Origin of the sequence: Delftia sp. DT-2, from assembly GCF_028401915.1 — a bacterium.
Lineage (GTDB): Bacteria > Pseudomonadota > Gammaproteobacteria > Burkholderiales > Burkholderiaceae_C > Comamonas > Comamonas tsuruhatensis.
Genome location: NZ_JAQOTI010000011.1, coordinates 129,392 through 141,200, shown reverse-complemented (window position 1 = coordinate 141,200; position 11,809 = coordinate 129,392). Strand labels below are relative to the sequence as shown.

Below are 11,809 nucleotides of genomic sequence, written 5' to 3'. Positions count from 1 at the left end.
GACTGCGGGAATTCACTTCGCAGGAGCTTCCAATGTCGAACACCAGCTATCCGAAGGGCATGGAGAAGCTTCTCTCCGGCTCCATCAATGCCTCCACTGACACCTTGAAGGCCGCGCTGCTGCCCAGCGGCTACGCCTTCAGCGTGTCGCATGAGTTCGTGAGCCAGCTCGGCTCGATCATCGGCACGGCCCAGCCCCTGCTCAACAAGACGATCACCGGCGGCGTGCTGGACGCGGACGATCTGGACTTCGGTGCCCTGGCGCCAGGTTCGACCATCGGCTCGGTCGTGATCTTCAAGGACACGGGCAACACTTCCACGTCGCCGGTGCTGTTCTTCCTGGACACCGTGACCGGGCTGCCCATGGCCACCAACGGCGGCGCCGTGACCATCCCCTGGGACAACAACATCAAGAAGATCGCACGGCTCAATCTGCCGGTCTACCCGAAGGGCGCGGAGAAGATGTGGGCGGGCTCCATCAACTTCTCTGCAGACGACATCAAGGTGGCGCTGTTGCCCAGCTCCTACGTCTACGACGCTGCCCACGAGTTCCTGCCTGATGTCGGTGCTGTGATCGGCACGGCCCAGGCGCTTGCTAGCAGGACCGTGACGGGCGGCGTGTTCGACGCGGACGATGCCAACTTCGGTGCGCTTGCCAGCGGCTCGACCATTGGCAGCGTGGTGCTCTACAAGGACACGGGCACGGCGGCCACGTCGCCGCTGATCGCGCGCGTGACGGATGTGCTGGGCCTGCCGCTGGCCACCAATGGCGGCGGCCTGGTGGTGCAGTGGTCCAACGGCGCCGCGCGCATCTTCTCGCTGGTGCCGGCGTAAGGAGGCTGGGCCATGGACCTGTTTTCCAACAACGCCGAGACCATGCTGGCTTCGGCCCTGACCAACGACAGCGGTGATCCGGGGTACGGCACGATCGTGACCACAGGCGCGGGCCTGGACGGCTTTGCCAACCCCAGCGGGACGCGCTCCCTGCGCGCGACCATCACGGACGCGACCATGCCCGGCCAGTGGGAGGTCGTCACCATACGCCAGATCGATGGCGTGAACCTGATCGTGGATCGCGGGATCGAGTTGCCATGGGATGCCGGCGGCCCCATGGACTGGCCCGCGGGCGCAAAGGTCAGCGTGCGTGTCACCGCCGGAATGCTGGAGACCTTCGTCCAGATGCAGCCCAATGGCTTCTTCGGCCAGGTCCTGAGCGGCGCTGACCGGTTCGCGGCGCTCGGCTATCCCGCTCTCAAGAGCGCGTGGCCGCAATTGCTGGCGAATCCCACGTCCGACTGGCACCGCGCGGGCAACAGCATGCCCATCGTGGGCGGCTCAATGTTCGTGGACCTGGGCACGCCGCCGGCTTGGGCTGCGGGCAACTTCGCCCACGGGGACGTGGTGGTGCCGGGTACACCCGATGGTTGCCAGTACTGGGCCTGCACGAACCAATCGAACGCCGTGTATGCGGATGCGGTGCCGGACTTCCAAGGCATGGGCACGCATGTGCCGCTGGACCCCTCCTATCCGTCCTTGGGCTACTGGGTGCCAGTGCAGATGCCGGTGGACCTGCTGGTGCGGCTGGAGGGCGTGCGCATCGTGGTCGAGGAGGTCGGGTTCATCGCCAGTGTGGTGACGGCCAGCACGCCGCCAACGGTCTCCATCGGCTCGGACCTCGGGTTCTCCGATGCGCGGCCAACGCGCTTTGCCAATGCGGTCTCGCTGTCGCAGATCACGGCCGGCGGCGAGTCCCACCGCATCCCCATCGCTGTCGGTGGGCAGTTGTCGGATTCCCTGACCTTCCGAGTCGACACGCCTGCTGCTGGTGGCCGGTTCTCGGGCCGGTTCTACTGGCGCGGGTTCTACGTCGAGGGCTGATCTCATGAGCTACCCGCTCATCAACGGCGCAGCCATCAACGGCGAGGAGGCTGGCGAGGCCACGGTTGGCATTGATCTGGTGACCTTTGGCCAAGCCGTCGCCGTGCCTGCACTGTTGGCAGCCGGCGCGCAGCCGATGGAGCTGGGCACGCCGCGCATCGTGCTGCCCCTGCGTCCGCCAGGCCTGGATCTGGTCAACGCTGGGCAGGCCACGGCACGCTACAACACGGCCCTGCAGCCGCCGGGCATTGATCTCGTCACAGGGGGACGAGCTATGACGGAGATGGTGCTTGAGGCGCAAGGCGCGCAGCCGCTTGAGTTGGGCGCGCTGCGCGTGCGCAATGGCTTGGATGCATCCCTGGGCATCGAAGGGCTGGACCTCGTTCGCACGGACTTCGCAGTCATTGCACTGGAGCAGGTCGCACCCGACCAGGTTGTGCAGGCCCGCAGCGGCCGCCCGCTGGAGATGGGCACGCCGGAGGCTCGGCCCGGCGCAGTGACGGTGCAAGCCGTCAGCGCGCAGCCCCTGGTGCTGGGCGCGCCGGGCGCAGGTATCCGGCTGCAGGCCCAGGGTGCGCAGGCGCTGGAACTCGGCATGCCCGCCGCGGGCATTCGCCTGCAGGCCAGCGCCGCCCGGCCTCTGGAGCTTGGCGTGCCGACGGTGGCTGTGGCGCTGCAAGTCGAGGGCATTGATCTGGTGCGCGCGGGCACGGCCAGCATCGCGCTGCCCACCGCGCAGCTGCTGGCCGCCAGCGCCTATGTCCTGGAGTTGGGCACGCCCGGCCTGCCTTCCACAACTGTTCGCGCGCGGGCCGGTTTCCCGCTGGAGTTGGGTGCATTTGCCGTGGCCAGGGAGAACACATGCTGACCTTCGCAAAATTCAGCGGCATCAACAACGTGCTGCCTGAGCACCGCCTGGGCGGCGATGCGCTGCTGGGGGCCGAGAACGTGGACATCGGGCTCACGGGCGAGATCACACGCCGCGCTGGCATCACCCAGGTATCCGACCTCTGCCACAAGAACCTGCACCAGGGCCGCGGCTACCTGCTCGCCACGGTGGGCGCGCAGCTGACAGCGATACATCCCGACGGCACGCGCCACGTCATCCACCCATCCCTTGGGCCTGAGCGGGTCTGGTACTGCAACCTTCCCGACGGCCGCACGACTTGGACAAATGGCCTGATCCAAGGTGTGACCGATGGCTTGGTCAACCAGGAGCGCAGCGTGCCCACGCCGGCGGGCCTGGGCGCGCCAGACGCGGCCTTCGGGCAGTTGCACCCGGGCCAGTACCGCTACCACCTCAGCCATGTGCGCCTGGCTGACCGGCTCGAAGGCCCGGCCATCAGCTCTGCACCCATTGAGATCGCCGACGGTGGCCTGCTCCTGGACGGTTTGCCGGTGCGCGAGGGCTACGCCTTGAACGTCTACCTCTCCGGCCAGGACGGGGAGGGTGCCTATCTGGCCGGCGTTGCCACGGGCAGCAGCTTTGAAGTCGGCGGCCCCAATTCGGCCCTGGTGCTGCCCTGTCGCACGCTGGGCGCTCAGCCGTTCCCTGTGGGCACCATCACCGCCGCGTGGCGTGGGCGCGTGCTTGTCGCCCAGGGCAATGTCCTGTGGGCCAGTCGGCCCATGGCGCCGCACCTTGCCGACTGGCGTGACTTCCGGCCCATGCCTGCGCCGATCACCGGCATCGTGCCCGTGGACGATGGCATCTATGTGGGCACGGCCGAGGATCTGGTGTTTCTGTCGGGGACCACCTTCGACCAACTGGCCTACCTGGAGCGCCAAACTGGGCCTGTCGTGCCGGGATCAGCCGTCGCGGCGCCGGGGCGCTACCTGAAGTTGGGCGATGGTGTGGGCGCAGGCCCGGCGATGGTGTGCATCGCAGGCGGCGAGATCGTGGCCGGCTTTGCGGGCGGCCAGACAGCCAGCCTCACGGCCAACCGCTTCAAGACGCCGGTGGTCGAAGTCGCTGCCACGTTCCGCGTGGTGAACGAGATCCCGCAGTACCTGGCGGTGCCGCAATGAGCATCTGGGACCCGCACACCTATAAGCCCGGCGGCGTGCCCATCGGCGCGGTGGCCCCGCCGGCGCTGCGCGTACACGGCTTGCCGGCCTCGGCCAACCAGCTTGGTATGGCTCAGGCGGCCTTTTACCGCTTCTGCATGATGGCGCGGCTGTCGGTCGTGCCCAATCCAGTGGAGGCCGGTCGGCTGCCCGACGGCACGGCCTATCGCATCGTGCGCATCGGCAACTCGACCACCATGGAGATCTGGCCGGAGGATGCGGCGAACGAGCGCGAGAGCGGGATCGGCATCACCATGGTGGACTTGCTAGGCGATCTTGTGCCGGAGCTCACGCACTCCAACGGGACGAGCCCGCAGCCCTTCATCCTCACGCCCGCAGTAGTTCCTGGCACACGCATCTGTACCGGGCGCTGGCGTGTTCGCAAGGTCAACGGATACAACGGCGGCAAGGCCGTGTTCCAGACACGCCTGCCTGACCTCTACCTCACAGGAGTGGATGGGGTATCCACCTTCTTCCAGTTGCCGCCCCCTCCGAGCTTCGATGCCTTGGGCGGCACCAACATGCGCGCCTATCGCTATGGCACCTACGGGCCTGGATTCAGTGTCTACAGCGTGCGCCGCCCCGTGGCTGAGTTTCGATCCGACGCCGAGCCACTGCCATTTTTCCGCAAGCACTCCAATGGCTCCCTTTGGATCATGCAGGCCGTGGCCAAGTTTGCAGGGGGGCCGCAGCGCATCGAGTTGTGGGGCCAGCAGTACCGCCCGCCAGGCGGCGCAGTTGGGGAGTTGGTCGCCACGTTGCCCATTCCCGGAGGCCACACCGTCAAATGGGACTCGCTGTCCTCCAGCGCAGACGGCCAACGATTGCGCGCTGTGTTCACCACGGTATTGGGCAATTTCCTGCTCGTTGATCTGGCCGTTGGCGATGCCAGTCTTTCAATTGTCACCACTTCAGAGCGCGGCTCTCGCATCGAAGGATGGGAGGTTTCCACCAACACCGGCACTGAGCTGGAGCCCAACATCACGGGCACCCGCATGGGCCCTATCTCCTTTGGCAATGCCACCTATGGCTACGACGGCAAGGGGCGGGATTTCGAGGTTCTGCTGGGTGGGGGCGGGAGGCTGGAGCACTGGACATACCGGGAGTCATTTTCGGGCGAAGTCATTGGTGTAGACCCGATCCGGGGGCCGATCACGCTTGAGAATGAGGGCCTGTTCCTGACGGGCGACTACTCGGATCCGGGGGGGCTCATCCGCATCAATGGTCACGACATCACATTCCCCAGCGTGGCGGGGCAAAGCAGTAGCGAATTGCTTGTCACGCGAACCGTCGCAGATGGCGTGACCCTCACATACGCAGCCTCCGGATTCATCCGAGACTGGGCAGAGTCGTGGCAGATGCTGCAGGTGCTGTTTTTCGATCCCACTACAGAGTTGGTGATCCAGGCTCAGAAGATTCAACGCGGCGACTATTCGGCGGTGTATGAATCCGCTCAGACATCTGACGGCAATTGGTATCCACTCGCGGTGCCATCCAGGCTGGAGGGCACGGTCTACACAAATCGTGGGGAGGTGCTCGTGCAGTGCCGGGGCCAGATCGTCGCCAGCATCGATATTTCAGATGCTGATCCCCACTATTTCGCAGTGTCGGCCGCGGTAGACCCCTGGACCGGTGCTGTCTGCGCCAATCTCATGCAGTACACGGCAGAGGACCGCCAGACGGTGCTGCGCAGCTGGATCTTTGTTGCCGACGACACCGGCGCTCGGGAACTGCACACCATCATGAAGATGCCGATGGACCACACGGCGCGCGTGCGCACCGACGAAAGCCTGATTTCCGTATGAACACCCTCGTCTGCAACACCCTGAGCGGCGCAGTGTCCGAGTACACGCGCCACGATTTCCATGCGTTGACACCGACCCATGGCGGCAGCGCCACGGGCCTATATGCCTTGGCCAGCGGTGATACCGACGACGGCCTACCCATCGTCGCCGAGCTGCGGCTGCCAGCAACCATCCGCGAGAACACGCTGAAAAAGCACCTGGAGATGGTCTATCTGTCCATGCGGGGGCGCGGCTGCGCGCAGTTCGCGGTGCTTGGGCCGAACGCGGAGCGCTGGGCCTACAGCTTCCCCCTCGCGGCCTCCGGCCAGACGCGGTGCCAGCCAGGCCGCGGCATCCGCCAGAACTACATGGGCTTCGGCCTGAGCACGCCGGCCGGCCAAACCTTCACATTGGACCGCATTGAAGTCGTGACGGTCTCGTCCAAAACCCGCCGCGTAGGAGCATGAAATGGCACTGGATCTGAATGGACCCGCAGAGATCGTCCAGGACAAGTACGAGCGCAGCATGGCGATGGCTGACGCCGCCTCCAAGGAAGTTGCGTCTTTCACGGACGATCTGAGGAACAGCCTCTATAAGCCTTCGCAGATCGACGTTCGGTGGCAGACGCTGCCTGCGCCGAACTTGCCGCCCATCCCGGATATGCCAGCGCTGCCCGATGCGACGCTTGTGGAGCCCGCCGACATGCCCGGGCCGCTGTCGGCGCAGATACGGGACGTGCCCATCGACGGGTTCGATGTGGTGCCGCCCACACTCAACTTCGGGCAGGCCCCTGTCTTGACCATCGGCCAGGCGCCGACACTGCCTCAGTTGCGGGACGTAGCCGTGCCTGATGCGCCGGATGTGGTGCTGCCTGGTGCGCCGGAATTCCTGCAGTTGCAGACGCACACGTTTGCAGGTGTGAATCTGCATGAGGACTGGCTTGCCAAGCTGGACGACATCCCCACGCTGTCCGTGCTGCAGCCCACGCCGTTCCAGTACCAGTCGGGAGCCAAGTACGCATCACAGCTGCTGGACAATCTGAAGGCCAGCCTCAATGCACGTCTGCAGGGCGGCACCGGCATCCTCCCTGCGGTCGAGCAGCAGATCTGGGATCGTGCGCGCGATCGCGAAACGGCGCTGGCGCTGGCGCGCGAGCAGGAGGTGTTGCGCGGCGCCGAAGCTCTGGGCTTTCCGCTGCCCAGTGGCGCGCTGGCGGGCCAACTGGCTGACGCGCGCCGCGAGTTCCACGACAAGCTGTCGGGCCTGTCGCGGGATGTGGCCATCAAGCAGGCCGAGATGGAGCAGCAGAACGTCAAGGACGCCATCACCCAGGCCCTGCAGTTGGAGACTACGCTGCTGGACGACGCCTACAAGCTGGAGATGCTGGCGTTCGAGACCGCCAAGACCACGGCAGACAATGCCCTGGCCGCCTTCAATGCGGCGGTCGAGCACTACAAGGCGCTGCTGGCAGGGTACCAAGCCTATGCTGCCGCCTATGACACGGTGATCCGGGCCGAGCTCAACAAGGTCGAGGTCTACAAGGCCATGCTGGCGGCCGAGCAGACCAAGGCCGACATCAACAAGTCCCTGGTGGATCGCTACCGCGCCGAGATCGACGGGCGCATGGCGGTGGTCGAGATCTACAAGGCCCGCGTGGGCGCGGCCCAGACCCTTGTCGAGCTCGAGCGCGCACGCATCCAGGCCGGGGGCGAAGAGGTCAAGGCTTTCGTGGCCACGGTCAATGCACAGACAGCACTGGTTGACATCTACAAGACCCAGGTGGGAGCTGAGACTGCGAAGGTGGACGCTTATCGTGCGCTCACGCAGGCCTATGCATCCAAGGTGGGCGCCCAGGCCGAGCAGGCACGCGTCGAGGTGGCCCGGTACCAGGCCCTGATCTCGGCCAAGGGTCTCGAATGGGACGGGTGGAAAGCTCGCCTGTCCGCCGCCACGGCGCGTGCCGAAAGCGCGGCTCGGCAGTCCGCAATCCTTGTCGACGGCTACCGCATCGGCGCAACTGCCGCTGAGGCTCAGGCGGCATCGTATGCGCGTCGATGGGAGTCCGAGATCAAGCAGTACGAAGCCGGGATGAACATCACGTACCAGGTTGCCAGGACCAACAATGATGCCGTCACCCATGCCAACGATGCGCGCATGGAGGCCGCGAAGGTGGGCCTCACTGCAAAGGCCCAGCAACTGGCCAGTGCCTTGTCGATGGTGACAGCTCAGGCCCAGATTGATGGCCGCGTCAACTGGAACTACAACGGTCAGATCTGATGTCGCCCCCGGCTAGGGTTCGCCTGTGGGCGCTCTGGCCGGGACACTGCAGGGCATGACCAAGCCGGCCAAGCTCAACTTCACGATCTACCAAGGCGCCACATTCCGGCGGCGCCTGCGCTGGCTCAACCCCGGCAAGACACCCATCGACCTGACGGGCTGCACGGCCCGCATGCAGGTGCGCGAGGAGATTGAGTCCACGGCCGCGCTGCTGGAGTTGACCACCGATAACGGGCGCATTGCCCTGGGAGGTACTGCCGGCACGGTGGACCTGCTGGTCGATGCCAGCACCACTGCCGCCATCGCCTGGACCGGCGGGGTGTTCGATCTGGAAATCGTCCACCCCAGCGGCGAGGTCACGCGCCTGGCCCAAGGCTCCTGCTGTGTGAGCCCGGAGGTCACCCGTGACTGATTTGCTGGTCGTCCAAGAGGTCGAGATCCTGGCTGAAGAGGCCCAGGACTCCGTGCTGGTCGAGCAGGTTCAAGAAACCGAGATCGTTGAGCTGGGACAGCAGGGGCCTCCTGGCCGTCCCGGCGAGCCCGGCCCTGCCGGCGGCGCATCGGTGCAGCGAACGGCCGGCACGAACCTGTCGGCCTTGCTCGCGGTGTATGAACTGAATGGCGTGGTGCGCGCGCTGGGCGCTGACGATGCGGCGCACATCGACCTGTTGCTGGGCATCACGCTGACGGCGGCCCAAGCCGGTGAGCTGGTCAATGTGCAGCGACTGGGTGCCATTGAGGACAGCGGCTGGCACTGGGTGCCGGGCCGGGTTTACCTCGGCGCCGCCGGAGCGCTGACGCAAGCGCCCCCCACAAGCGGATTCGACCTACTCATCGGCTCTGCCACATCCTCCACGCGCATCGCGCTGAATCTGCAAGACCCTATTTCACTGGAGTAAGCACCATGGCAACTCAACCCACCCAGGGCTTTTTGGCCCGTGTCTCGGGCAAGACCCGCCAACTGTTCGGCTTGGCCGTTTCTGCCGGCGCAGCGGATGCGGGTAAGCTCGTGGCCACAGGATCGGACGGGCGGCTGGACCCTTCGCTGCTGCCCGCCGGAATCGGCGCCAATACGATCATCGCGCCGGCAAGCGAGGCTATCGGTGCGGGCAAGTTCGTGAATTTCCATGCCAATGCTGGTGCGCTGAACGTGCGGCTGGCCGACAACAGCAACGGCCGCCAAGCCGATGGCTTTGTGAAGGATGCCGTGGCCTCGGCTGCAAATGCCACCGTCTACCCCCTGGACACCACGAACTCCGCGCTCACGGGCCTGACACCTGGCAGCCGTTACTGGCTGGGTACTGCTGGCGGGGTCATCACGGCGGCGCTCGACCCCACCGACACGGCCAATGCGAACAAGGTCTGCCAGGAGCTGGGCACGGCCAAAAGCGCGACCGAGCTGGTCACGGATGACCTTGGCTACGTGACCCTCTGAAATGACTGCACGGCGGCCACTTGTAAGGGTCGGCGGGCGCATTCGCCAGCTGCCCGCGGGCGACACGCTGCCCGGCGTGCGCGAGCAGCTCACCGCCGCGCGCACCTACTACGTCCGCACCGATGGCAGCGACAGCAACACAGGACTGGCCAATAGTGCGGGCAGTGCATTCCTCACGATCCAGAAGGCGGTCGATGTCGCGGCTGCTTTCGACAACAACAATTTCGACATCACCATCTTGGTGGGGCCCGGAACTTACGCTGCGGGGGTCGTTCTCCGCGAGCATGTTGGTGGCGGAACGATTCATGTACGAGGGCTAAATGCAGACCAAACCAGCACAATTATTTCTGTCAACAACGGTTCGTGTTTCCGGGGTGTAGAAACCCGCTATAGCAAATACAAAGCGACGTATCTAACGCTGCAAACTACAGGAACTGCCGGATATCCAATTCTTTTGGAAGGTGGGAAAAATTATTTAACTATCGATCAGATAAATTATGCGGCGGCAGGTCGCACGCATATGTATATTGCGAGTGGAAGTATTCTCAATGCGCGGGCGGCTACATACACGATATCTGGCGCGGTTGATTCGGGTTGGCACGTCGAATGCGTTGATCAAGCAACATTCCTGGGACTGCTCTGCAATGTCACTCTGACTGGATCGCCATCCTTTGGATCTGGTGGCTATGCACGCGCAGCTCGTAATTCGTTGGCTCAATTCCATGCCTCTACATTCACCGGAAGTGCTACGGGGCAGCGCTATTCCACGGATACAGGGTCCGGCATTTTTGTGAACGGAGCAGGTTCCAGCTATTTGCCCGGCAGCACAGCTGGCTCCGCAACTACGCCAGGGTGGTACGCATGACGACATACCAGCTCACCGGAGAGGGGTTCGTGTATCGCTGGCAGGACGGCGCACGCGCGACGATACCGCTTGCGGACGATCCGGGCCTGCCACCGAATCCCGATGCAGTCGAATACCGCGCCTGGCTCGCGGCCGGCGGCGTGCCGCTACCTGCCGAACTGCGGCCGGCAGCCGAGATCGCGGCGGGCCTGCGTCTGGCCCTGGCTGCAGAGTACCGCAAGAACATCCAGGTGATCGCCGCAGGCTACCCCCTGAGCGAGCGCGAGAGTTGGCCCGTGCAGACGGAGGAGGCGAGGGCGCTGGAGGCTGACCCGGCGGCGGCCACGCCCTGGATCGATGCCGCAGCGCTGGCGCGTGGGCTGGACCGCCTGGTGCTGGCCGATCGCATCCGGGCCAAGGATGGCGCATACCGCCAAGTGCACGGCCTGCTGACGGGCACGCGCCAGCGCATCGAGGACCAGATCGATGCGGCGGCCGACGACGCCCTGGCGCTGTCGCAGATCGATGTCGCGGCCGGCTGGCCTGCGGCCCCCGTGTAGGGTTCGCCAGCGCGGCCCGGCCCCGGAATCATCGGGGCCATGAAAACTGAAACCCTCGACACGCTCGCAACGGCAGGCAGTCGCACCACCGGCGGCGGGGCTGTCGTTGGCTTTCTCGGCTGGCTCGCCTCTTCCCAAGCCATCGGCTTGCTGGGCATCTGCATTGCGCTTCTGGGCACCTTGGTGAACTGGTACTACAGGCGGGAGGCCGATCGACGGTCGGAGGCAAAGGCTCGTGACGAAGCGGCAGAGCGCGCACTGCGCATGGAGTTGATGCGCAAGACTGGCATCCCCTTCCGGCCCGCCTGTGAAGAGCCAGAGCAATCAACAACCGACATGGGTGCGTTATGAGCAAGACCCCGCGCACCGCCGTTGCCGCGCTCACCATCTCGGCGGCTGGGCTGCTGGCCACGCTGGGCGTGGAGGGCTTCCGGCCTGACCCGCACATCCCGACCCAGGGCGATCGGCCGACCATCGGCCACGGCTCCACGGTCTACGAGGACGGCACGCCGGTGCAGATGTCCGATCCGCCCATCACGCGCGAGCGAGCGCTGCAGCTGGTGCGCAGCCACACATCCAAGGACGAGGCCATGTTCCGAGCCAGCTTGCCTGGCGTGGCCCTGTACCAGGCGGAATACGACCTCTACCTGGACTTCACCTACCAGTACGGCATCGGCGCCTGGCGCGCCAGCCCCATGCGCACTCGGCTGCTGGCCGGGCAGTTCGCCCCCGCCTGCCAAGCGCTGCTGGGCTATCGCTTCATGACCAGCTCCAGGAAAGAAGGGCCGGGCTGGGAGCCCTACCAGTGGGACGCGGCCGGCCGCCCGAAGCGCTGGCGCTACGACTGCAGCACGCCGGGCAATCGCATCTGCCGCGGCGTCTGGACTCGGCAGCAGGCGCGGCACGCCGCGTGTATGGAGGCCCAGCAATGAACCCGATCCTCTGGGCAATGTGGTGGTACTGGT

14 protein-coding genes are annotated in these 11,809 nt (G+C 65.4%); all 14 read left to right on the top strand.

Features of this window, described 5'->3' with window-relative positions:
- Nucleotides 1-32: 32 nt before the first annotated feature.
- From PO605_RS20825 to PO605_RS20760, 14 genes are read left to right on the top strand one after another with little or no spacing between them, the layout of a single operon-like run.
- On the top strand, nt 33-833 hold the full coding sequence (locus PO605_RS20825; protein ID WP_272206808.1) for a hypothetical protein: 801 nt from the start codon (nt 33-35) through the stop codon (nt 831-833).
- A 12-nt stretch (nt 834-845) separates the two neighbouring features.
- Nucleotides 846-1,877 (top strand): hypothetical protein, encoded by a 1,032-nt coding sequence (locus tag PO605_RS20820; RefSeq protein WP_272206807.1) that lies wholly within the window; start codon nt 846-848, stop codon nt 1,875-1,877.
- A 4-nt stretch (nt 1,878-1,881) separates the two neighbouring features.
- Complete coding sequence (locus PO605_RS20815) at nt 1,882-2,745, top strand: hypothetical protein (RefSeq protein ID WP_272206806.1); 864 nt, start codon at nt 1,882-1,884, stop codon at nt 2,743-2,745.
- Nucleotides 2,739-3,905: a hypothetical protein gene (locus PO605_RS20810; RefSeq protein ID WP_272206805.1), complete on the top strand. Its 1,167-nt coding sequence runs from the start codon at nt 2,739-2,741 to the stop codon at nt 3,903-3,905. Before PO605_RS20815 ends, PO605_RS20810 begins: the two co-directional genes overlap by 7 nt.
- Nucleotides 3,902-5,749, top strand: coding sequence for a hypothetical protein (locus tag PO605_RS20805; RefSeq protein ID WP_016450000.1), 1,848 nt, complete (start codon nt 3,902-3,904; stop codon nt 5,747-5,749). Before PO605_RS20810 ends, PO605_RS20805 begins: the two co-directional genes overlap by 4 nt.
- Nucleotides 5,746-6,195: a hypothetical protein gene (locus tag PO605_RS20800; protein WP_016450001.1), complete on the top strand. Its 450-nt coding sequence runs from the start codon at nt 5,746-5,748 to the stop codon at nt 6,193-6,195. The genes PO605_RS20805 and PO605_RS20800 overlap by 4 nt, the downstream gene beginning before the upstream one ends.
- A 1-nt stretch (nt 6,196) precedes the next feature.
- Complete coding sequence (locus PO605_RS20795) at nt 6,197-8,005, top strand: hypothetical protein (RefSeq protein WP_016453342.1); 1,809 nt, start codon at nt 6,197-6,199, stop codon at nt 8,003-8,005.
- A 55-nt stretch (nt 8,006-8,060) separates the two neighbouring features.
- Nucleotides 8,061-8,417, top strand: a complete 357-nt coding sequence (locus PO605_RS20790; protein ID WP_034347823.1) for a hypothetical protein — start codon at nt 8,061-8,063, stop codon at nt 8,415-8,417.
- Nucleotides 8,410-8,904: a hypothetical protein gene (locus PO605_RS20785; RefSeq protein WP_016453340.1), complete on the top strand. Its 495-nt coding sequence runs from the start codon at nt 8,410-8,412 to the stop codon at nt 8,902-8,904. Before PO605_RS20790 ends, PO605_RS20785 begins: the two co-directional genes overlap by 8 nt.
- Nucleotides 8,905-8,909: 5 nt before the next feature.
- On the top strand, nt 8,910-9,440 hold the full coding sequence (locus tag PO605_RS20780) for a hypothetical protein (protein WP_016450005.1): 531 nt from the start codon (nt 8,910-8,912) through the stop codon (nt 9,438-9,440).
- A gap of 1 nt (nt 9,441) precedes the next feature.
- A complete protein-coding gene (locus tag PO605_RS20775) occupies nt 9,442-10,305 on the top strand; it encodes a hypothetical protein (protein WP_272206804.1) in 864 nt (287 codons plus the stop codon).
- Complete coding sequence (locus PO605_RS20770; protein ID WP_272206803.1) at nt 10,302-10,844, top strand: hypothetical protein; 543 nt, start codon at nt 10,302-10,304, stop codon at nt 10,842-10,844. The genes PO605_RS20775 and PO605_RS20770 overlap by 4 nt, the downstream gene beginning before the upstream one ends.
- Before the next feature lie 39 nt (nt 10,845-10,883).
- Entirely contained in the window at nt 10,884-11,195 is a 312-nt protein-coding gene (locus tag PO605_RS20765) for a holin (protein WP_046988297.1), read from the top strand.
- Nucleotides 11,192-11,776, top strand: a complete 585-nt coding sequence (locus PO605_RS20760) for a glycoside hydrolase family protein (protein ID WP_047472385.1) — start codon at nt 11,192-11,194, stop codon at nt 11,774-11,776. Before PO605_RS20765 ends, PO605_RS20760 begins: the two co-directional genes overlap by 4 nt.
- The last annotated feature ends 33 nt before the right edge of the window (nt 11,777-11,809 follow it).